The following is a 20,266-nucleotide window of genomic DNA, read 5'->3' on the forward strand; positions in this document are numbered from 1 at the left end:
CTCACGTAGAAGGAACAGGCTCCAGCGTTGCCAAGGATAAAGGCGCCGCTTGAGCTTGAGGTCGAACTCACCAAAGGACTATAACAATGGCTCTCAGTAAAGAAGCGCCGGAGTTTGACATCGACGATGAGGTTCTCCTTATGGAGACCGGCATCGCTACGGAATCGATGTCGAATGAGGGACCTGCTGTACCTTCAGTTCGCACCAAATCCAAGAACTCCGCTGCGTTAAAGCAACACAAGTACATTGACTACACGCGGGCGCTAGACGCCACCCAGCTGTATCTCAATGAAATCGGCTTTTCCCCTTTGCTGACTCCCGAAGAAGAAGTCCATTTTGCGCGCTTGTCGCAAAAGGGTGATCCGGCTGGGCGCAAGCGCATGATTGAAAGCAACCTGCGTCTGGTGGTGAAAATCGCCCGACGCTACGTCAATCGTGGACTGTCCCTGTTGGACCTGATCGAGGAGGGCAACCTGGGCTTGATCCGGGCCGTGGAGAAGTTCGACCCTGAGCGGGGCTTCCGCTTTTCGACCTACGCCACCTGGTGGATTCGTCAGACCATCGAACGGGCGATCATGAATCAGACCCGAACGATCCGGTTGCCGATCCATGTGGTCAAGGAGCTCAACGTCTACCTTCGGGCGGCGCGTGAGCTCACACAAAAACTCGATCATGAACCTTCACCCGAAGAAATCGCCAACCTGCTGGAGAAGCCGGTAGGGGAGGTCAAGCGTATGCTCGGACTTAACGAGCGCGTGTCTTCGGTCGATGTCTCGCTGGGTCCGGATTCGGATAAAACCCTGCTGGATACCCTGACGGATGATCGTCCGACAGATCCTTGCGAACTGTTGCAGGACGATGATCTTTCCCAAAGCATTGACCAGTGGCTCTCTGAGCTCACGGACAAGCAGCGTGAAGTGGTGATACGTCGCTTCGGCCTGCGTGGTCATGAGAGCAGTACCCTGGAGGACGTAGGCCTGGAGATCGGCCTGACCCGTGAGCGGGTGCGGCAGATCCAGGTGGAAGGGCTCAAACGCCTGCGTGAGATCCTGGAGAAGAATGGCTTGTCGAGTGAGTCGTTGTTTCAGTAACGACGCAGCTTGAATGCTTGAATGTGGGAGGGGGCTTGCCCCGATGGCGATGGTTCGGTCAACTTTGGATTGACTGGCACACTGCAATCGGGGCAAGCCCCCTCCCACATTTTTTTGTGCCAGGCATCAGGTTGGCACCAGTACCAAATCCCAGGCATAAAAAAACCCCGCTTTTAAGGGCGGGGTTCTTTCGACTAAGTCAGTACAAGTTAGATAACTTGAACTTCTTCAGCTTGCATGCCTTTCTGACCGCGGGTAGCGATGAAAGAAACCTGTTGGCCTTCTTTCAGGCTTTTGAAGCCGTCGGATTGGATAGCTTTGAAGTGAACGAACAGGTCGTCACCGGATTGTGGAGTGATGAAGCCGAAGCCTTTTTCATCGTTGAACCACTTAACGGTACCAGTTTGGCGATTAGACATGGTGTATCTCCTTGGACAAAGTTAACTGCGACTCAGGAAAAGCCCTGGCCGAGACTGAGTGCAAAGAGCAGGAAAAATTCTTGGAGATGGTTGGATCGAAATTCAACATATCGTGTAGAGATTCTCAGTGACACAAGCAGCACAGTGGCGCCACCTTAACCCTTTTTCCGGAACGTGCCAATGGTATTTCCGAAGGTTTCTCTATTTTCGTGACTGGCGGTGGTATTTACAGTCGCCTGATGCGGTACGCCGGGCGCCGGCCCCGCGGGTTGCGGCTTATTGCAGGGCGCACATTCATCAACAAAAACCCTGCGCCCTTTGAACCCCAACGCCGGCCCCGGTAAGATGCCCCACAGAATTTTTCCACCTCGCTATTCAGGACACCGCCATGAGCATCAAATCGGACAAGTGGATTCGCCGCATGGCGCAAGAGCACGGCATGATCGAACCGTTCGTTGAGCGCCAGATTCGCGGTGAAGGCGATGAGCGCGTGATTTCGTACGGTGTGTCCAGCTACGGCTACGATGTGCGCTGCGCCGATGAGTTCAAGGTGTTCACCAATATCAATTCGGCGATCGTCGATCCGAAGAACTTCGACGAAAAGAGCTTTGTCGACGTCAAGAGCGACGTATGCATCATCCCGCCAAACTCCTTCGCCCTGGCGCGCACCGTGGAGTTCTTCCGTATTCCCCGCGACGTGCTGACCATTTGCCTGGGTAAAAGTACCTACGCTCGCTGCGGCATTATCGTAAACGTGACGCCACTTGAGCCAGAGTGGGAAGGCCACGTGACCCTGGAGTTCTCCAACACCACCACCCTGCCTGCGAAGATCTACGCCAACGAAGGCGTGGCGCAGATGCTGTTCCTGCAGTCTGACGAGGCCTGTGAAGTGTCCTACAAAGACCGCGCCGGCAAGTACCAGGGCCAGCGCGGCGTCACCTTGCCACGCGCTTGATCGAAAGGTCTTACACGTCTAGGGAATTAGTCTGAGGGAAGTGACTCTATTGGGTGTACTGCCTCGGTACGTGCAAAACGTACCGAGCCACGCTTGAGGAGTACCTTATGAAGATCAATCCGCGAATCAGCGCCGAACTTGCCCGGCTTGAACCCAACCAGATTGGCGTTCTGGCCTGGTCCCTGATGGCCGATCCTGCTTATGCGGGCGGCATCCCCGGTCAACCCGATCCGGATTACCCGCAGCCCAGCGAACCCGGTGAACCGACACTGCCGGACGAGCCACCACCCGCGCCAGTTGCCTGAGATCTAACCGACTGGCCAGACCTCATGATCGCCGATAACAAATGTTCGGCGGTCATTCGCCCGTTCCACTGCAAAGCCACCGGTGAACGCGCCAAATGCCGGCAGCAGGCTGACGCGTGCGCCAAGCTGGAAGCACGGCAGGCGCAGACTCTGGCGGCCCTTGCCGCGCAAGCGATACACCGGATGCACATGCCCAGCCAACACGTGGTGGCTGGGGTGGGCGTGCGGTTCGTGTTGCAGGGCGAACGGACCCATCAGCAACGGCTCGGGGACCACCTCCATTCCCAGGTCGGCTGGCGGGTCGCCGGCGCGTTTGTCGTGATTGCCACGAATCAACGTCAGGCTCATACCCGCATGGCGCACGCGCCATGCCCTCAGCGCCTCCAGCGTGCCACTGGCGTGGGATCCGGGGCCGTGCAGGAAATCGCCAAGAAAGATTACTTGCACGCACGGTAGTGTTGATAGCAGTCGATCCAGGCGCCGCAGGTTCTCGGTGGTGGTTCCCTGCGGTACCGGCTGCCCCAGGCTGCGATAGGCTGAGGCTTTGCCGAAATGCGCATCGGCAATTAACAGGCACCGGTGTGCAGGCCAAAAGACAGCCCTGTCCGCCAGCAACCACAGTTCTTCTCCCTCAAGTGTCACCGAGCAAACCATCAGCGCTTCCCGTTATCCGCGACTTTTTCCAGGTCCTTGACCATCCGCGCAATGCGCTCCGAGAGTTTTTCCGAACTCAGGCTCTCGCGCATCCGTTCCACCAGCAGGGGAAAGGCCAGCGGCGTAGGCCGTTCGATCAGGTGCAGGTCCAGTTTCAGCGCCGACAGATGAAGCAACGTTTCTTCGAGTCGGCGAATATCCAACTCATCACGCAGGACTTCTTCCCCAGCCTGGGCCAGCAGCAGGTTTTGCGGGTCATATTGCTTGAACACTTCAAAAAACAAACCACTGGAAGCCTGGACCTGGCGCGTGCTTTTCGGCGCGCCGGGGTAACCTGCGAATACCAGCCCGGCGATGCGCGCGATTTCGCGAAAGCGGCGCAGAGCCAGTTCCCCGGCGTTCAGGCTGGCGATAACGTCCGTCAGTAAGTCCGCGGGGCTCAGTAATGCTTCGTTCAGCCTCAATGGCCAATCCACTTCAGTGGCGCTCAATAGCTCCAGCCCGTAATCATTGACGGCAATCGAAAACGTCACCGCCTGCTCTTGGCTGACCCGCCACGCCAGCAAGCTTGCCAATCCCAGGTGCACCTGACGCCCGGCAAACGGGTAAAGAAACAGGTGCCACCCCTCCCGCGACCTGAGGGCTTCGGCCAGCAGATGCTCACGGGTCGGCAGCCCGGACCAGCGCAACTGTGTCTGCAGCAGGGGGCGCACCGCCTGCATCTCCGGGCCTTGGAAGTGGCCCTGTGCCGCCGCATCAAAACGCTCGACGACGGCCTGCGCCAGCTCATTGGAGAGCGGCATGCGCCCGCCATTCCAGCGTGGCACAGCGGCTTTTTTCGCGGTGCCGCGGCGCACATAGGCGGTCATGTTTTCCACGCGCACCAGCTCCAGCAAGCGCCCGGCAAACAGGAAGCCATCACCCGGCTTGAGCCGCGCGATAAAACCTTCCTCGACACTGCCCAAGTGCTTGCCGCCGCCGCCCTTGCTCCAGAACTTCAGCTGGATACTGGCGTCGCTGACGATGGTACCTACGCTCATGCGGTGACGACGCGCCAGCCGGGCATCCGGGACGCGCCAGATACCGTGCTCGTCCGGCTCGACACGGCGGTAATCCGGGTAGGCGGTCAGCGATAGGCCGCCATGGCGAACAAACCCCAGGGCCCACGCCCAATCGGCGTCCGTGAGGTCGCGATAGGCCCAGGCCCCGCGGACTTCCGCCAGCAGCGCGTCGGGCATAAAACCACCGCCCAGGGCCATGCTCACCAGGTGCTGTACGAGGACATCCAATGGTTTGTACGGCGATTCGCGCGCTTCGATGCGTCGCTGGGCAATCGCATCCTGGGCCGCTGCCGCTTCTACCAATTCCAGGGTATGGGTCGGCACCAGTGTCACCCGTGATGGTCGCCCTGGCGCATGCCCCGAGCGTCCGGCGCGCTGCATCAGGCGCGCGACGCCTTTGGCGGAGCCAATCTGCAACACGCGCTCCACCGGCAGGAAATCCACGCCCAGGTCCAGGCTCGACGTGCACACCACGGCCTTGAGTTGCCCATCTTTCAGCGCGCGCTCCACCCAGTCTCGGGTTTCCCGTGCTAGCGAGCCGTGGTGCAGGGCAATCAAACCGGCCCAATTCGGACGCGCATCCAGAATGGCCTGATACCAGATTTCTGACTGCGCCCGCGTATTGGTAAACACCAGGCAACTGCTGCAGGCATCTACCTCGGCCACCACCTGCGGCAGCATCTTCAAGCCAATATGCCCGGCCCAGGGGAAGCGCTCAGCGACGGGCGGCAGCAAGGTGTCGACCTGCAAGGGCTTGCTGGTTTGCCCCTGGACGTTGATGCCACCGCCTTGTGGGACCAAGACCTCCAAGGCGTGAGCCTGGTTGCCCAGGGTCGCCGAAATCCCCCATACCATCAGCTCAGGGTGCCAGCGCCGCAACCGTGCCAACGCGAGTTGCAACTGCACGCCGCGCTTGTTGCCGATCAATTCATGCCATTCGTCCACCACCACCAGGCGCAACTGCGCCAGGCTCGCCTCGCTGTCGGCGCGCGCCAGCATGAGGGTCAGGCTTTCCGGGGTGGTGACCAGGGCGGTGGGCTGACGCCGCGTTTGGCGCGCGCGCTCGTTGCTGCTGGTGTCGCCGGTGCGCAGGCCAACGCTCCAGGGAATCTGCAACGCCTCCAGCGGTGCTTCCAGGGCACGCGCCGTGTCGGCGGCCAGGGCGCGCATGGGCGTGATCCACAACACCGTCAACGGTTCAGCCGGGGCTTTGCGCTTGCCGTTGGTTGGCGGGCGGGTGATGGCGAAGCGATTGAGCGCGGCAAACCACAGGGCGTAGGTTTTACCGGCACCGGTGCTGGCATGCAGCAGCCCCGACTGCCCATGCTTGACCGCCGCCCACACGTGTTTTTGAAAGTCGAACGGCTTCCAGCCTTTGGCGGCAAACCATTTCTTGGCGAAGTCGATGGGTTTTGCCATGCGGCGGCTGATATTCCGGAGGGTCTATTTCCACAGACCCTCCAGGCATCGCAAAGGTTTACTTCAAATTGCCACTCAAGAACTGCTGCAGGCGCTCACTCTTTGGATTGCCCAGCACATCCTCCGGGGCGCCTTCCTCCTCCACCAGGCCCTTGTGCAGGAACAGCACCTGGCTCGACACCTTGCGCGCAAAGCTCATCTCGTGGGTGACCATGATCATGGTGCGGCCTTCCTCGGCCAGGCCCTGGATCACCTTCAGCACTTCGCCCACCAGCTCGGGGTCGAGGGCCGAGGTGGGTTCGTCGAACAGCATCACTTCCGGCTCCATCGCCAGCGCACGGGCGATCGCTACCCGCTGTTGCTGGCCGCCGGAGAGGAACGCCGGGTATTGATCGGCCACGCGCGCCGGCAGGCCGACTTTGTCCAGGTAGCGGCGGGCGCGGTCTTCGGCGTCCTTCTTGCTGCAACCCAGCACCCGGCGCGGGGCCATGGTGATGTTCTCCAGCACGCTCATATGGCTCCACAGGTTGAAGTGCTGGAACACCATTGCCAGCCGCGTGCGCAGGCGTTGCAGCTCAGCATCGTCGGCCACGCGCATGCCGTGGCGGTCGCTGACCATGCGGATTTGCTTGCCATCGAGGGTCATGGCGCCGTCGTTGGGGGTTTCCAGAAAGTTGATGCAGCGCAGGAAGGTGCTCTTGCCCGAGCCGCTGGCGCCGATCAGGCTGATCACGTCACCGGTCTTGGCCTTGAGCGAGACACCTTTGAGCACTTCATTGTCGCCATAGCTTTTATGCAGGCCTTCAACGGTCAGTTTGTACATGGGGCATGCATCCTCAAGGCGAAAGTAGGTAGCCGCTGCGGTAGGCCTCTGAGCCTGCGACATGGCCGATGACCATCCCCGCAGTGGCCATGCGTCGCAGCGAACGGGCGTAAAGCAGGCCGGCCTGCTGGCAGTGCACCGGCGTTACGCGGTCAGTGATGGGGTCGATGATTTCGGCAATCAGTTGCCCGGCCTCCAGGTATTCGCCCGGCAAGGCACTGAACACCAGCAAGCCGCCCACCGGCGTCGCCACAGGCTCGACGCCCGCCAGCGGCGTGGCCGGGTAGGGCAGGTCGGGCAGCGGGGCGACGTCGCCGTCGATCGCACCGAAGTGAATCAGGTAGTCGATGATCGCCTGGCAATCGAGGCGGGCCAGGCCGTGGTTGACGTCACCTTGGCCGCGCAACTCGACCGTCACCGAAAAGCTGCCCATGGGAATCGGGAAGCGTTCGCCAAAGCGTTGCTGCAACTGCCACCACACCAGGGTGAAACACTCATCGAAGGACTGTCCGCCGGAGTCAGTGGCCAGCAAATTGGCTTCTGAGCCGATATAGCGCGCCAGCGGCTCCACCCGTGGCCAGGCTTCTGGCGTGGTGTACAGGTGCGCCACGGCTTCGAAGTCGCAATGCAGGTCCAGCACCATGTCCGCATCGCAGGCCAGGCGTTGCAGTGCGAGGCGCTGGGATTGCAATTGGGTCTCGGCGTTTTGCGCGGCCAACGCGGTGGACAGCGCGGTGCGGATCAGTTCGACGTTGTGCCGCGGGTCATCGCCCAGCAAGGCCTCGACCTGGTTGCCCACGTCTTCGCTGAGATCGACGAACAGGCGATTGAAGTTCTGCCCGCTTTCCAGTTCATAACGGCCCAACGGGATATCCATCAGCACTTGTTCCAGGCCCACCGGGTTGGCGATGGGCACCAGTACGACTTCGCTGCGCAAGCGGCCGGCCGCCGCCAGCTGCCCCAGGCGCACCTTGAGGTGCCAGGCCACCAGCATGCCTGGCAGCTCGTCGGCATGCAGCGACGACTGAATGTAGATCTTGCCTTCGGCCTGCTCCGGGCCGAAATGAAAGCTGTGAATCTGCCGCGCCGTGCCGGGCACTGGCGCGATCAGCTCATGAATCTGATGACGCATGAAGGCTCCTTAGTGACTCGGCCCGAGAAACGCCAGCCAGCGGCGCTCCGCCAGACGAAACAGACCGACCAGGGCAAAGGTCACGGTCAGGTAGATCAGCGCAGCGATGCCGAAAGATTGAAAGGTCATGAAGGTGGCCGAGTTGGCGTCCCGCGCGACTTTCAGGATGTCCGGGATCGTCGCGGTAAAGGCCACTGTGGTCGAGTGCAACATCAGGATCACTTCGTTGCTGTAGTAGGGCAGCGAGCGACGCAACGCCGACGGCATGATCACATAGGCGTACAGCTTCCAGCCGCTGAGGCCATAAGCCTTGGCCGCTTCGACTTCGCCGTGGGCCATGCTGCGGATCGCCCCGGCGAAGATCTCCGTGGTGTAGGCGCAGGTGTTGAGGGCAAAGGCCAGGACGGTGCAGTTCATTGCATCGCGAAAGAACGCATCAAGGACCGGTTGCGCGCGCACGGCGGCAATGCTGTAGATGCCGGTGTAGCAAATCAGCAGTTGGATATACAGCGGCGTGCCCCGAAACAGGTAGGTATAGAACTGCACCGGCCAGCGCACCAGCGGGTTGCGCGATACCCGGGCGATGGACAGCGGGATCGACACCAGGAAGCCGATGACCAGCGAGGCGCTGAGCAGCCACATGGTCATGGCCAGGCCGGTAATGTGCTGGCCGTCGCTGTAAAGGAAGGGGCGCCAGTATTGCTGCAAGAGTTCGATCATCGCACGGCCTCCCGTGAGCCTGCGGAGTAGCGACGTTCAAGACGACGCAGGACAAAGTTCGATGCGCTGGTGATCAGCAAGTAGATCAGCGCAGCGAGCACCAGGAAGTAAAACAGTTGATAGGTGCTCTTGCCGGCATCCTGGGCAGCCTTGACCAGGTCGGCCAGGCCGATGATCGACACCAGCGCGGTGGCCTTGAGCATCACCATCCAGTTATTACCGATACCCGGCAGGGCAAAGCGCATCATCTGCGGGAAGGTCACATAGCGGAAACGTTGCCCGCGCTTGAGGCCATAAGCCGTGGCGGCTTCCAATTGGCCGCGGGGGACGGCGAGGATCGCACCGCGAAACGTCTCGGTGAAGTAGGCACCGTAGATAAAGCCCAGGGTGATCACCCCGGCGCTGAAAGGGTCGATCTCGATGTATTCCCATTCCATGAAGTCGGTAAGACCGGTCAGCCAGGTTTGCAGGCTGTAGAAAATCAGCAGCATCAGTACCAGGTCGGGTACACCGCGAATCAGGGTGGTGTAGAGCTGGGCGGGGATGCGCAGGAAGGGCAGGCTGGAGAGTTTGGCACTGGCACCGAGCAAGCCCAGCAACACGCTGACGGCCAACGACAGCACCGATAGCTTCAGGGTCATCCAGGTGCCTTGCAGCAACAGCGGGCCGAAACCCTTCAAGCTGAATGCGCTCAGCCCGAGGGTTTGCAACAGATCTTCGAACATAAATCAGGACCTATGGCGATAAAAAAGCGCCCCTTCAACGAAGGGGCGCCCCAGGCATTATTTGCCGCTGTACAGGTTCAGATCGCCAAAGTGTTTCTTCTGGATGGTGGCGTAGGTGCCATCATCGTGTAACGCTTTGATACCTTTATCCAAAAGGGCCTTCAGTTCAGTGTTACCTTTTTTGATACCGACCGCGGTTTTCGACGGCAGCAACGGGTCATCGATGGCTGCGCTGACTTCGTAGCCCGCCCCGGCTGGTGACTTCAGGAAGCCCAGTTCGGCTTGCAGCATGTCCTGCACGGACGCGTCGAGGCGACCGGAGGTCAGGTCGGCGTAAACCTGGTCCTGATTGGCGTAGGCCTTGGTGGTTACACCGGCTTTATCCAGCACGGCCTTGGCGTAGGCTTCCTGGATGGTGCCTTGCTCGTAGCCCACGGATTTGCCTTTGAGCGACTCTGGTGTCGAGTAGCCGGCGCCTTTCTTGAAGACCAGCGAAGTCGGGCCGGAGAACAGCTCGTTGGAGAAGTCGATGGCCTTCATACGGGCCTCGGTGACAGTCATCGAGGAAATCACACCGTCGAACTTGTTGGCTTTGAGGCCCGGAATCATGCCGTCGAAATCACTTTCGACCCACTTGCACTTCACTTTCAGTTCGGCGCAGATCGCGTTACCCAGGTCGATATCGAAGCCCACCAGGCTGCCGTCGGCAGCTTTGGACTCGAACGGCGCGTAGGAAGGATCGACACCAAAACGCAGTTCCTTGTATTCCTTGGCCAGCGCGGTACCGGCGGCCATGCACAGAGCCAGTGCAGAAAGGGTCAGCAATGCTTTTTTCATTATGTAATCCCTGGAAACCAAGATAAGCGCTTGTGGCGCGTTTAGGACTGTTACTGAACGGTGTCAGACGGATCACAAGTAGCAATTTCTGCACCATAGTTCCGAATGATCGTTTTAAAAGGTGGGAAGAGGGAGTTATAAGTATAGGAGATGCCCGAAAATGGGCATTGAAAACTGAGCGCACCATTTCGGAACATTTGCAGATCCCATTGTGGGTGGCCGCTAGCTCCCACAGGTGTTCTGCGTCAGGCCAGTAAGTCCTGCAGGGTGGCAAGGTTATCCGCCTCATCCACCGCCTTGTCCTGGCGCCAGCGCAACATCCGCGGGAACCGCACTGCTATCCCGCTCTTATGCCGCTTGGACAGGGCAATGCCTTCGAACCCCAACTCGAACACCATGCTTGGCGTTACGCTGCTGACCGGGCCGAACTTCTCCACAGTGGTCTTGCGCACGATGGCGTCGACCTTGCGCATTTCTTCATCGGTCAATCCTGAATACGCCTTGGCGAACGGTACCAAGGTGCGTTCGCTGCCGGCCGGGCCGTCCCATACTGCAAAGGTGTAGTCGCTGTACAGGCTGGCGCGTCGACCATGGCCGCGCTGGGCATAGATCAACACCGCATCGACGCTGAACGGGTCGACTTTCCACTTCCACCACACGCCCATGTCCTTGGTGCGGCCTACTCCGTACAGGCCTTCGCGCGCCTTGAGCATCATGCCTTCCACCCCAAGCTGGCGGGAGGCTTCGCGTTGCTGGGCGAGGTCCTGCCAGGTGGTACCCGTCAGCAAGGGCGATGCCAGCAGCACGGGTTGGTTGCACTGGGTAATCAGCCGTTCAAGTTGGGTGCGGCGTTCCGCCTGGGGTTGGTTGCGCCAGTCGTCGCCCTGATGCTCCAGCAGGTCGTAGGCCAGGACCGCGACCGGAGCATCGTCGAGCACTTTTTTGCTCAAGGTCTTGCGGCCAATGCGCTGTTGCAGCAGCGCGAACGGTTGCACCGCGTCCTTCCACACCACGATCTCACCATCGATCACCGTGCCATCGGGCAGGCCGCTGGCCAGGCTGTGCAGTTCGGGAAAACGCTCGGTCACCAGTTCTTCACCCCGGGACCAGATCCACAGGCGGCCCTCACGCTTGACCAGTTGCGCGCGAATGCCGTCCCACTTCCATTCCACCTGCCAGTCGGCGGGCGAACCGAGCAGGGTGTCGAATTGCTCGACCGGCTGAGACAGTCCGTGGGCGAGAAAAAACGGATAGGGCTGTCCGCCCCGTTGGGCATGTTCGTCGGACGATTCGGCGGCGATCAGCTTGAGGTAGCCTTCGGCCGTCGGCCGGTTGGACAGGTCGGTGTAGCCCACCAGGCGCTGGGCCACGCGCTTGCTGTCCAGATCAGCCAGGGCGGCGAGGGCGCGGGTGACCAGCAACTTGGACACCCCCACGCGAAAGCTGCCGGTGATCAACTTGACGCACACCATCAGGCTCGGTTGATCCAGTTGCGCCCACAACGCGGGTAAGCGTTCGGCCAGGTCCTGGGGCGACAGGCCACGCAGCGGCAGGAGCTTTTCTTCGATCCACACCGCCAGGCCGTCATGGGAGGTGTAGGCCGATTCTGGCAATAACAGCGAAATCGTCTCGGCCAGGTCACCCACCGATTGGTAGCTTTCCTCAAACAGCCACGGGGCGATCCCTGAGGCTTCGGTGGCCATGTCTCGCAGCAGGCGGGTGGGTACCAATTGCCGAGGACGCCCGCCGGACAGGAAATACACCGCCCACGCGGCGTCTTCGGGCGGGGCCTGCAGGAAGTAGGCTTGTAATGCGGCAAGCTTGGCGTTGCTGGAGGTGGTGGCGTCGAGGTTGGCGTACAGCTCGGCAAAGGCTTTCATGGCGTGGTCTCTTCTTCGTCATCTCCGTATTCGGTGCTGAAGCTCTGGGCGTCCAGGCCTTTTTCCCGCAGGTGGCGCACCAGAACGCCGACGGAGCCATGGGTGACCATTACCCGTTCGGCGCCGGTTTGTTCAATGGCCCACAACAGTCCGGGCCAGTCGGCGTGGTCCGACAGCACAAAACCCCGGTCCACCCCGCGCCGCCGCCGTGTACCACGCAGGCGCATCCAACCGCTGGCGAAGGCATCGCTGTATTCGCCAAAACGGCGTATCCAGCTACTGCCGCCGGCGGAGGGCGGCGCGATGATCAGGGCTTGGCGCAGCAACGGGTCGGTCTTTTTGAAGTCGCCGGCGTAAAGGGTTTCGGGAATGTAGATACCGGCTTCGCGGTACACCCGGTTCAGCGGTTCGACTGCGCCGTGGCTGAGGATCGGACCGATGCTGGCGTCGATGCCGTGCAGGATGCGTTGGGCCTTGCCGAAGGAATAACAGAACAACACGCTGGCCTTGCCGGCCGCGATATTGGCCTGCCACCAATCATTGATGCCGGCAAAGATCTGCGCCTGGGGCTGCCAGCGGTAGATCGGCAGGCCAAAAGTGGATTCGGTGATGAAGGTGTGGCAGCGCACTGGCTCGAATGGCGCGCAGGTGCCATCGGGTTCGACTTTATAGTCGCCGGACGCCACCCAGACTTCGCCCTGGTATTCCAGGCGTACCTGGGCGGACCCAAGCACATGCCCGGCCGGGTGGAAGCTCAAGGTGACGCCGTGATGCACCAGTGGCTCGCCGTAGGCCAGGGTTTGCAGGTTGATGTCCTGGCCCAGGCGCGAGCGCAGGATGCCTTCGCCGGGACCTGCGGCGAGGTAGTGCTGGTTACCGGTTCGGGCGTGGTCGCCGTGGGCGTGGGTAATGACCGAGCGTTCCACCGGGCGCCACGGGTCGATGTAGAAATCACCGGCGGGGCAGTAGAGGCCTTCGGGCCGGGCGATGACAAGGTCCATGGGGCGTGCCGGGGGCAATGGGCTTATCAGTAGGAGGCAGGGGGCAGCGCAGAAGTTCTATCTGAATGCATGGGGGGCAAATGTGGGAGGGGGCAAGTCGCATCGTCGCACCGGCCCTCCCACATTTTGAAGCGTTTACTTGCCTGGGGTCAGGGTCAACCTGGCCTTCCCGTACACCTTATCGAAGTTCTGCGGCTGCATCGGGAAGCTCAGGTATTGCGCCTTGAGCGCGGCGTCGATGCCGTTGGCGTAGTGGGGGCTGGCGGGGTTGCCGGACTGACCAATGCCACCCTGGCCCATCATCGGTTCCGCCTGGCCGAAATCGACGATCATGCGCAATGCCGGCACCTGGGTGGTGTTGAAATCCTGGCCCCAGCTGTACGGTGCCGGGTTCAAGGTGGTGTGGTCGCCACCGGAAGCCAGTGGTCCGCGAATCACTTGGCCGCTGGTGTTTTTCCAGGTGGTGCTGTGCAGCTTGCCCCATTGCCAGGCCTTGTGATCACTACCCAACTGGCTGTCGCCGGCCGTGATCGCGGCGGCCAGGCTGCGGGCGAGGATCGCCGGTTTGTCTTCTTTTTGCGTGGTGCGCACGTCATCCCAGAACGGGCTGTCTTCGCGGCCCAGCAGGTGGTCGGCCTGGGCGGCGTAGGACAAGCTGGCGTTACTGACAAAGGCTTTCCAGCTTGCGCTGTTTTCCGGGCCGAGTTCGTCGAGGAAGATCTGTTTGCTGCTTTCCTGCAGGAACAGCTCGTAGATCGCCGCGTCGGCGGAGGTGGGGGCCAGGCGACCGTCAAAGGCCATCAGGCGATTCAGCGCTTCCCGCGCCTTGGCCTGTTCAGCGGCTGGCAATGCATCGATCGCCTGTTTCAGGGGCTGGGCCATGCCCGGTGCCTGGAACATGTTCTTGAGCTTGGTGGCGAACGTGGTGGTCTGGTCGTATTGCATGGCAATCATGCTGCGGCTGTCATGCTTGCCGGCATTGGCCAGTTGCGCCAGGCGCTCGCTGCGCTCCGGCGCATCCCACGAGTTCGACAATTGCATGCCATAGCCACGCGGCGCGGTGCGCTGGTTGGCGGTGCCGATCCAGCCCTGGGCCGGATCCTGGTCGTACGGGTGCAGCATGGCGTCGGCGTAACCGTCCCAGTCGAAGCGCGCATCCCAGCCCGGCGAGGGCAACAGGCCTTCGCCTTCGCGACGGTTGGGGAAGCGGCCTGTGACCTGCCAGCCAATGTTGCTGGCGTCGGCGAACACCATGTTCAAGGCGATGGCGCGAATCTCGCGGGTCGCGTCCGAGGCTTTGCCGGCATTTTGTGCACGGGACAGGTCGAAGAACGCGTCCAGGCTTTTGTCGTCCTTGAAGTCGGCGGTTTGCAAGGCCAGGCCAAAACCACTGGTCAGTGCCTGGCTGCTGTTAAGCAGGGCGCCGTGGCGGGTTTCGTACACCACTTCGCGAATCGAACGTTGGCCCTTGATGAAGAAGGTTTCGTTACGCACCCCAGCCGGTAGCCATTTGCCGTTGTTCTCGTAGTACAGCGCGCTGCCTTGGCGTTTGACCTTCTCCAGGAACAGGTCCTGGGTGTCGCCCTTGACGGCGCTCATGCTCCACGCGACTTTGCCGTTGAACCCCGACAACAGAGTTGGCAGACCGGCGATCGAGGCGCCGACCGCCTGGTATTTCGGGGCGCGGATCTGCACGTAGTTCCACGGCGAAGGCGCTTGCGGCTGGGCCGCGAGGTCGTTGGCCAGCAGGCTTTTACCGCTGCGGCTGCGTTGCGGGCCGATGGCCCAGTTGCTTGAAGTCGTCACCGCCAGGGAATTGAGTGTGCTCAATTGCTGGCTGACCGTGTCCAGCCCGGCCAGGCCGGTGATCTGGCTGAGGTTCACGCCCTTGAGTTTCTCCGCTTCGGCCAGGGGGATCGGTTCATCCGGTGCGCTTGGGGTGAGCCAGGCGAGTTTGTCGGCGCCGACTTTCTGGGCGAGCACCAGGGACGCCAGTTCTTCCTGCAGGTTGGTTGCCTCGCTGAAATTCAGCAGGCAGAACAACAGCGCCGAATCTTCCGGTTTCCAGTACTCGGGCTTGTAGCCGGTCTGGGCCAGGTCCGGCGGCAGCTTGTCGCGGTAGCGGAACAGGTAGGCGTTGACGCCACGGGCATACACTTCAAAGAAACGCTTGAGGCGCGGCGACGAGGCGTTATACAGCTCGCCCGCACTTTTCCTGAGGTTGACCGCGCGCATGAAGCGGTCGACATCCAGCACGTCTGCACCGGACATTTCCGCCAGGCGGCCTTGGGCCAGCAGGCGCAGCGTGACCATCTGGGTGATCCGGTCGCTGGCGTGTACATAGCCGAGGCTGAACAGTGCGTCGTGGAAGGTGTTGCTTTCAATCAGCGGCATGCCCTGGGCATTGCGGCGTATCGAAACGTTCTGCGCGAGGCCCTTGAGCGGCTGCACGCCGGCAACGGGGGGCAGGGTGTCCTGGGTGCTCTGGAGCTGGCAACCGGCCAGGCCCAAGGCACTGGCCACTGCCGCGGCAACGCCGAACCGGGGAAGAAAATGTGAGAGGGCTGGCGAGGCCATGGCAAAGCTCCTGCGGGGGGGTAGCGTCAGTAAAGGCGCTACGTTAGTGAGCGCGGCGATACGACGCAAGCGGGAGTTTGGGGAAAGCGTCAGATCTTGAGTCTGTTCAAATCAAATGTGGGAGGGGCGGTGTGACGATTCGACTTGCGCCCCCGATAGCGGCCTTTGGGCCTGGGGGGAATGGGGACATATCCATTGCTGCGGTAACGGCGACTTAGGGTTCCGCTCTTACAGCGGGTCACTTTTGGAAAAGAGCCCGGGATGCCGGCCCAGCCAAAAGTAACCAAAAGGGCTCTTGCCCCACCACTCGGCACCTCGCCTAGGCTCGGTGTGCCCGAACACAGGCTTGAATCCGTGGGCCGCCGTCATGGGCCATCCCTGGCCCAGGACGGCTAACCCGGCGTCCTGCCGGGTTACCCACGGATTCAAGCCTGCGTTCGGCCAGCGTGGTTTAACGGGGCGCCTAAGATCAAGATCAAGATCAAAAGCCAAAGCCAAAGCCAGAGCCAGAGCCAGAGCAATTGAGCATTTCGGCACTGTTATCGAGCGTTTCGGCACAGTAACCACGCTTTGCTCAACCTAGACTCGAGCTTCACTTTAGGACTCAGATGGAGTTGCGATGAAAATCAGATTAATCCTGCCTGCACTTTCCATGGCAGTGACATTCAGTGGATACGCTGCCGATTTCGTACTGACCAGCCGGGATATTGCTGACAATCGTCCGCTGACCAATCGCGAAGTGTTCCAGGGCTTCGGGTGCGAAGGTGGCAACACGTCTCCTGAGCTTTCCTGGCAAAACGCCCCCGCAGGGACTAAAAGCTACGCGATCACTGTTTACGATCCCGATGCACCCACCGGTAGCGGTTGGTGGCATTGGACGGTGGTTAACCTGCCAGCTTCCACCCATAGCTTGCCAAGAGGTGTAGGGGCGAACTTGCCCGCAGGTGCCGTACAAGGGCGAACCGATTATGGCCAGCCGGGGTTCGGTGGCGCTTGCCCACCTGTCGGAGATAAACCCCATCGCTATCAATTCACCGTATGGGCATTGAAAGCCGATAAGCTACCGCTCGACAACCAGGCCAGCGGGGCGTTGGTAGGTTACATGCTCAACGCCAACGTCCTGGCCAAAGCGACCATTACTTCAACGTACGGACGTTAAGAACGATGCGCCCTTGTGACGGCATACAGCACCGGGAAAACATTATCGATGCATGTGTCATACGGGCGCGACAACCCCTCACCTTGCCAAGGGTGCCGGTGTTCGTGACCACCTTGTGTCGAGTGCGACAGGGGGAAAAACTGTTGCAATGGGATGACCGGGAGATGCGCGCGGGGCCTCAGCATCTGATTCTGATGCCGGCCGGGCGCGAGCTTGGTATCTCCAACTTTCCTGGCCCTCACGGTCACTACATCGCCGATGCGGTGACCTTTCCCGTCTCGACATTACGTAACTTCAGCACCCGATATAGCCAGCAGATTATGAGCGGGCGCGGTGCACTGAAGACCGATCTATGCGTTCCTCTGGACAGGCACACAACCCAGGCATGGGAGCAGTTGTTGGCCGCCATCAATGGGAACGCCCCACAGGCGTTATGCACACATTATGGGGAAGCGGTTCTTCTGAGCCTATGCCTTGGCGGCCAGGTCGGGCCTCTGCTGATGGGGCGCAACGATCCACTGTGTGAACGTGTGCAGCAACTGGTAATGGCCAGGCCGGAGAGAGACTGGACGGTCGCGAGCATCGCACAACACATGAACCTGGGTATGTCGACATTGCGCCGCCAACTGGCGAAAGAGGGTAATAGTTTCAGGAATATTTTGGAGGGCGTTCGACTGTCGGCAGCATTGCAACGGTTGCAAACGACTTCTCGCCCGATCGGTGAAATTGCCGGCGCCTGCGGTTATGCCTCGGCCTCACGTTTTGCTGTGCGCTTTCGCTCACACTATGGCCTGTCACCGCGTGAATTGCGGGCGGCGATTTGAGCATTTTCCTTCCCCTGCTTCGTACAGCCCGCCAATCGAGTGAAGCGCCTGCTCAGCTTGCCGTTCCAACTGCACCGATTCGTTGCCAGGGCAATCCAAGTACCCGTGCCTGAAGTGGCAAAACTTTGTAGCAGCTTACCGTCGGCTGCTACAAAGCTTTCGTGGATACCCATGGTTATCCGGGGCAGGCCCCCACATGTGACCGGGTGGGTTTCAAGAATAATGCTCAGGACTTGGGCGGGTTGACCTTTTGCACCAGTTCGTAAGTGCGCAGGGTTGCCGGGCGTTCCTTGATACTGTTGAACCAGCGATGAACGTGTGGGAAATCTTCCAACCGCTGGCTCTGCCACTTGTGGGAAACGATCCAGGGGTAAATGGCCATGTCGGCAATGCTGTAGGCCTCACCCGCCACGAACGGACGATCCGCCAGGCGTCGATCCAGTACCCCATACAAACGCGCGGTTTCATCCACATAACGCTTGATCGCGTAGGGGAGCTTCTCCGGTGCAAATTGGCTGAAGTGATGGTTCTGGCCCGCCATCGGCCCCAACCCGCCCATTTGCCAGAACAGCCATTGCAGTACTTCCTGGCGACCGCGCAGGTCCTGGGGAATGAACTGGCCGGTTTTTTCCGCGAGGTACAGCAGGATTGCACCGGATTCAAACAGTGAAATCGGCGCGCCGCCGTCGTTCGGGTTCTGGTCGACGATGGCCGGGATGCGGTTGTTGGGAGCGATCTTCAGGAAGTCAGGCTTGAACTGGTCGCCCTGGCCGATGTTGATCGGGTGCACCTTGTAGGGCAGCCCGGCTTCTTCCAGGAACAGCGATACTTTGTGACCGTTAGGGGTGGTCCAGTAATACAGGTCGATCATGAAGCTCTCCAAATGAGCGAATGCCTGCATGTATAGGTGATGATCGACGGGTCATAATTCAATGAAACATTTACGTCTAAGGTTAGAAGCCTTTCAGGCTGCGCTGTCTGCCCACGCCCGCAGTGGCGGTTGCGCGTAGCACACCATAGCCTTCGGCTGAAAGCGTGGGGGCGCCTCCATTGCCTGGGCACATGGGGGGGAGCTTGATTCGTCGGGAGACGGGGGGAGGGGGTTGCAGTGCCAGCGCAAGTCCTGGACTTGGAGCGCCGTCAAGCATGTGGGAGTTTTGCTGCCCCTCGCAGGGAGTGACTCTCTAAAGCCACCAGGACAGTTGCTCCCACATTTGGGGCTACCGCGCGGCTTACGCCCCGTGGCACTTCTTGAATTTTTTCTCACTGCCGCATGGGCACGGATCGTTGCGACCAACGTCCTTCAACGCATTGCGCACTGGCTCCTGGTGAGCGTGGCCGCAGTTCGGGCCGTGGACATGGCCGTGGTCGTGATCATGATGATCGTGATCGTGATCGTGGTTGCAGTCAGGACCATGGACATGGGGTTGCTGAGTCATCGATGTCGCTCCGGAATAAAATCGCCGGGTATTATCTCGCCATTGTGGGCCACCTGCACGTCATACTCGATGAATAATCCGGTTTTCAGCTCGCCGTCCAGGCGATAAGGCACGGGCTGGTCGGGTTTTTTCAGCATCTGCACCACATCGCGTATCTGCGGCCATAGGTTGGTGCGCACCGACACCTTGAAGAACGCGTGGCCGCGCGGCGGTACGGTGAGCCACTCATTGGACTCGCCCTCGGTCAGCACAAAGTCGCCCAGGGTGACCTTGTAGATCAGGCCGCGCACGGTCAGGTCTGCGTCGTCGCGGTTGTCCACGCGGAAATACAGCTTGAATTTCTGCTCAAGCAACTTGGCCCGTACCACCTCCACTTTCACCAGGGAGACGTGGGGCGGCGGCGAGTCGTCTTCAAACCAGGAGGCGCAGCCCGTCAGAGTGAGGGTCAACGCCAGCATTAAGCTGTACATCCGGTGCATGGCGCTGTCCTGTCATGGGGTTAGAGGTAGCTGGCGCAGCACTTCTTGATGTTATGCAACAAAAAACTACTAAGTGATTTGCGGCAGTTGAATCACTCTCACCATACCTTCACCCACTTGCCCATCCAAGCAACTCGTTTTTCTGACGATTCACTACCACAAATAGGTAGCAAATAGTTTCATTTTGGCGACACTTAGTGTTGATAATGTGACGTTTTTGTGGTGGGGGGATTGTATTTCAAGAAATTCATGCTATAATGAGTTGTAGATTAAGAGATTCTTTCTATGGGGTCTCTGTTGTACTCCTCCTTTCTCCTAGCGGTCTCGTCAGAGTTCGCTTCCCCGGCCCGGTATCCATGCCGTCCAGACGCTTAGCAGGTGCGTTGGCCGAAACCTGTTAGGTCGGATTTATCACCCCGGTCGGCCCCCGCTCTGGGCTTAGGGAATGAGCATCTAAATTCGCAACACAACTAAGGCGGGGCGCCTTCAAGCTACCCCGCCTTCTTTTTGTCCGCGCTATTTCTCAGTTCGTTTCAGTTCCAACTAAAACATCCCCTCACCCAAATCGCCTAGTTCAGAAGGAGCCATATGGCCGTAGTAAAACGTGCTTGTATCCACTGCGGTGCAACGTTCGATTCAAAGAATTCTCGCGGAGTGTATTGCAGCGCCGCTTGTAAGTCCCAGCATCATCGTATTCGGAAAGTTACTGAGCGAAGAGTGGTTGTTGGGCGACTCGAAGTTATCTTTCGAGATATCAACCCAGTAT

19 protein-coding genes are annotated in these 20,266 nt (G+C 60.2%); 5 read left to right on the forward strand and 14 right to left on the reverse strand.

All coding sequences use genetic code 11. The annotated features are described in order from the left end of the window. The first annotated feature begins 86 nt into the window (after positions 1 to 86). Positions 87 to 1,091, forward strand: coding sequence for an RNA polymerase sigma factor RpoS (rpoS, locus tag AC1Q6I_RS10375; RefSeq protein WP_024073849.1), 1,005 nt, complete (start codon positions 87 to 89; stop codon positions 1,089 to 1,091). A gap of 209 nt (positions 1,092 to 1,300) precedes the next feature. On the opposite strand, the gene AC1Q6I_RS10380 is transcribed toward rpoS, so the two are convergent. Next, a complete protein-coding gene (locus AC1Q6I_RS10380; RefSeq protein WP_002554837.1) occupies positions 1,301 to 1,510 on the reverse strand; it encodes a cold-shock protein in 210 nt (69 codons plus the stop codon). A 388-nt stretch (positions 1,511 to 1,898) separates the two neighbouring features. On the opposite strand from AC1Q6I_RS10380, the gene dcd reads away from it, so the two are divergent. Continuing rightward, positions 1,899 to 2,465 (forward strand): dCTP deaminase, encoded by a 567-nt coding sequence (gene dcd / locus AC1Q6I_RS10385; RefSeq protein WP_003189215.1) that lies wholly within the window; start codon positions 1,899 to 1,901, stop codon positions 2,463 to 2,465. 107 nt (positions 2,466 to 2,572) lie between these two features. After that, positions 2,573 to 2,770, forward strand: coding sequence for a hypothetical protein (locus AC1Q6I_RS10390; RefSeq protein ID WP_024073850.1), 198 nt, complete (start codon positions 2,573 to 2,575; stop codon positions 2,768 to 2,770). A 3-nt stretch (positions 2,771 to 2,773) separates the two neighbouring features. Here AC1Q6I_RS10390 and pdeM read toward each other — a convergent pair whose 3' ends face one another. The 10 genes from pdeM to AC1Q6I_RS10440 all read right to left on the reverse strand — a co-directional run bounded on the left by pdeM (position 2,774) and on the right by AC1Q6I_RS10440 (position 15,599). Continuing rightward, complete coding sequence (gene pdeM, locus AC1Q6I_RS10395) at positions 2,774 to 3,424, reverse strand: ligase-associated DNA damage response endonuclease PdeM (RefSeq protein ID WP_024073851.1); 651 nt, start codon at positions 3,422 to 3,424, stop codon at positions 2,774 to 2,776. Further along, positions 3,424 to 5,904, reverse strand: coding sequence for a ligase-associated DNA damage response DEXH box helicase (locus AC1Q6I_RS10400; RefSeq protein WP_102624155.1), 2,481 nt, complete (start codon positions 5,902 to 5,904; stop codon positions 3,424 to 3,426). Before AC1Q6I_RS10400 ends, pdeM begins: the two co-directional genes overlap by 1 nt. A gap of 58 nt (positions 5,905 to 5,962) precedes the next feature. Next, positions 5,963 to 6,727, reverse strand: a complete 765-nt coding sequence (locus tag AC1Q6I_RS10405) for an ABC transporter ATP-binding protein (protein WP_024073853.1) — start codon at positions 6,725 to 6,727, stop codon at positions 5,963 to 5,965. A 13-nt stretch (positions 6,728 to 6,740) separates the two neighbouring features. Continuing rightward, a complete protein-coding gene (locus AC1Q6I_RS10410; RefSeq protein ID WP_024073854.1) occupies positions 6,741 to 7,859 on the reverse strand; it encodes a succinylglutamate desuccinylase/aspartoacylase family protein in 1,119 nt (372 codons plus the stop codon). A 9-nt stretch (positions 7,860 to 7,868) separates the two neighbouring features. Next, positions 7,869 to 8,579 (reverse strand): ABC transporter permease, encoded by a 711-nt coding sequence (locus tag AC1Q6I_RS10415; RefSeq protein ID WP_024073855.1) that lies wholly within the window; start codon positions 8,577 to 8,579, stop codon positions 7,869 to 7,871. After that, on the reverse strand, positions 8,576 to 9,304 hold the full coding sequence (locus AC1Q6I_RS10420) for an ABC transporter permease (protein WP_024073856.1): 729 nt from the start codon (positions 9,302 to 9,304) through the stop codon (positions 8,576 to 8,578). Before AC1Q6I_RS10420 ends, AC1Q6I_RS10415 begins: the two co-directional genes overlap by 4 nt. A gap of 57 nt (positions 9,305 to 9,361) precedes the next feature. Further along, positions 9,362 to 10,141 carry a transporter substrate-binding domain-containing protein gene (locus AC1Q6I_RS10425; protein ID WP_024073857.1) on the reverse strand — a complete coding sequence of 260 codons (780 nt, stop codon included), beginning with the start codon at positions 10,139 to 10,141 and terminating at the stop codon, positions 9,362 to 9,364. 245 nt (positions 10,142 to 10,386) lie between these two features. Next, positions 10,387 to 12,021 (reverse strand): ATP-dependent DNA ligase, encoded by a 1,635-nt coding sequence (locus AC1Q6I_RS10430; protein WP_102624154.1) that lies wholly within the window; start codon positions 12,019 to 12,021, stop codon positions 10,387 to 10,389. After that, a complete protein-coding gene (locus AC1Q6I_RS10435; protein ID WP_024073859.1) occupies positions 12,018 to 13,022 on the reverse strand; it encodes a ligase-associated DNA damage response exonuclease in 1,005 nt (334 codons plus the stop codon). Before AC1Q6I_RS10435 ends, AC1Q6I_RS10430 begins: the two co-directional genes overlap by 4 nt. 135 nt (positions 13,023 to 13,157) lie before the next feature. Beyond that, on the reverse strand, positions 13,158 to 15,599 hold the full coding sequence (locus tag AC1Q6I_RS10440; RefSeq protein ID WP_102624153.1) for a penicillin acylase family protein: 2,442 nt from the start codon (positions 15,597 to 15,599) through the stop codon (positions 13,158 to 13,160). 619 nt (positions 15,600 to 16,218) lie between these two features. Between AC1Q6I_RS10440 and AC1Q6I_RS10445 the strand changes: the two genes are divergently transcribed. Together AC1Q6I_RS10445 and AC1Q6I_RS10450 are read left to right on the forward strand one after the other, a co-directional pair. Next, positions 16,219 to 16,758 carry a kinase inhibitor gene (locus AC1Q6I_RS10445; RefSeq protein ID WP_102624152.1) on the forward strand — a complete coding sequence of 180 codons (540 nt, stop codon included), beginning with the start codon at positions 16,219 to 16,221 and terminating at the stop codon, positions 16,756 to 16,758. Between the two features lie 5 nt (positions 16,759 to 16,763). Then, positions 16,764 to 17,582: a helix-turn-helix transcriptional regulator gene (locus AC1Q6I_RS10450; protein ID WP_102624151.1), complete on the forward strand. Its 819-nt coding sequence runs from the start codon at positions 16,764 to 16,766 to the stop codon at positions 17,580 to 17,582. A gap of 226 nt (positions 17,583 to 17,808) precedes the next feature. Here AC1Q6I_RS10450 and AC1Q6I_RS10455 read toward each other — a convergent pair whose 3' ends face one another. From AC1Q6I_RS10455 to AC1Q6I_RS10465, 3 genes are all read right to left on the reverse strand, one after another. After that, a complete protein-coding gene (locus AC1Q6I_RS10455) occupies positions 17,809 to 18,453 on the reverse strand; it encodes a glutathione S-transferase N-terminal domain-containing protein (protein ID WP_069075398.1) in 645 nt (214 codons plus the stop codon). A 361-nt stretch (positions 18,454 to 18,814) separates the two neighbouring features. Next, entirely contained in the window at positions 18,815 to 19,021 is a 207-nt protein-coding gene (locus AC1Q6I_RS10460; protein WP_034137262.1) for an SEC-C metal-binding domain-containing protein, read from the reverse strand. Continuing rightward, a complete protein-coding gene (locus tag AC1Q6I_RS10465) occupies positions 19,018 to 19,500 on the reverse strand; it encodes an LEA/WHy family protein (RefSeq protein WP_024073865.1) in 483 nt (160 codons plus the stop codon). The genes AC1Q6I_RS10460 and AC1Q6I_RS10465 overlap by 4 nt, the downstream gene beginning before the upstream one ends. Between the last annotated feature and the right edge of the window lie 766 nt (positions 19,501 to 20,266).

The organism is Pseudomonas sp. MPR-R2A5, from assembly GCF_058793055.1.

What these genes read in the sequence shown, in the direction of transcription:
- AC1Q6I_RS10440 (WP_102624153.1), bottom strand. Translation starts at nt 15,599, where the DNA reads ATGGCCTCGCCAGCCCTCTCACATTTTCTTCCCCGGTTCGGCGTTGCC.
- dcd (WP_003189215.1), top strand. Translation starts at nt 1,899, where the DNA reads ATGAGCATCAAATCGGACAAGTGGATTCGCCGCATGGCGCAAGAGCAC.
- AC1Q6I_RS10445 (WP_102624152.1), top strand. Translation starts at nt 16,219, where the DNA reads ATGAAAATCAGATTAATCCTGCCTGCACTTTCCATGGCAGTGACATTC.
- AC1Q6I_RS10410 (WP_024073854.1), bottom strand. Translation starts at nt 7,859, where the DNA reads ATGCGTCATCAGATTCATGAGCTGATCGCGCCAGTGCCCGGCACGGCG.
- AC1Q6I_RS10405 (WP_024073853.1), bottom strand. Translation starts at nt 6,727, where the DNA reads ATGTACAAACTGACCGTTGAAGGCCTGCATAAAAGCTATGGCGACAAT.
- AC1Q6I_RS10455 (WP_069075398.1), bottom strand. Translation starts at nt 18,453, where the DNA reads ATGATCGACCTGTATTACTGGACCACCCCTAACGGTCACAAAGTATCG.
- AC1Q6I_RS10415 (WP_024073855.1), bottom strand. Translation starts at nt 8,579, where the DNA reads ATGATCGAACTCTTGCAGCAATACTGGCGCCCCTTCCTTTACAGCGAC.
- AC1Q6I_RS10380 (WP_002554837.1), bottom strand. Translation starts at nt 1,510, where the DNA reads ATGTCTAATCGCCAAACTGGTACCGTTAAGTGGTTCAACGATGAAAAA.
- AC1Q6I_RS10420 (WP_024073856.1), bottom strand. Translation starts at nt 9,304, where the DNA reads ATGTTCGAAGATCTGTTGCAAACCCTCGGGCTGAGCGCATTCAGCTTG.
- AC1Q6I_RS10465 (WP_024073865.1), bottom strand. Translation starts at nt 19,500, where the DNA reads ATGCACCGGATGTACAGCTTAATGCTGGCGTTGACCCTCACTCTGACG.
- pdeM (WP_024073851.1), bottom strand. Translation starts at nt 3,424, where the DNA reads ATGGTTTGCTCGGTGACACTTGAGGGAGAAGAACTGTGGTTGCTGGCG.
- AC1Q6I_RS10400 (WP_102624155.1), bottom strand. Translation starts at nt 5,904, where the DNA reads ATGGCAAAACCCATCGACTTCGCCAAGAAATGGTTTGCCGCCAAAGGC.
- AC1Q6I_RS10390 (WP_024073850.1), top strand. Translation starts at nt 2,573, where the DNA reads ATGAAGATCAATCCGCGAATCAGCGCCGAACTTGCCCGGCTTGAACCC.
- AC1Q6I_RS10425 (WP_024073857.1), bottom strand. Translation starts at nt 10,141, where the DNA reads ATGAAAAAAGCATTGCTGACCCTTTCTGCACTGGCTCTGTGCATGGCC.
- rpoS (WP_024073849.1), top strand. Translation starts at nt 87, where the DNA reads ATGGCTCTCAGTAAAGAAGCGCCGGAGTTTGACATCGACGATGAGGTT.
- AC1Q6I_RS10430 (WP_102624154.1), bottom strand. Translation starts at nt 12,021, where the DNA reads ATGAAAGCCTTTGCCGAGCTGTACGCCAACCTCGACGCCACCACCTCC.
- AC1Q6I_RS10460 (WP_034137262.1), bottom strand. Translation starts at nt 19,021, where the DNA reads ATGACTCAGCAACCCCATGTCCATGGTCCTGACTGCAACCACGATCAC.
- AC1Q6I_RS10435 (WP_024073859.1), bottom strand. Translation starts at nt 13,022, where the DNA reads ATGGACCTTGTCATCGCCCGGCCCGAAGGCCTCTACTGCCCCGCCGGT.
- AC1Q6I_RS10450 (WP_102624151.1), top strand. Translation starts at nt 16,764, where the DNA reads ATGCGCCCTTGTGACGGCATACAGCACCGGGAAAACATTATCGATGCA.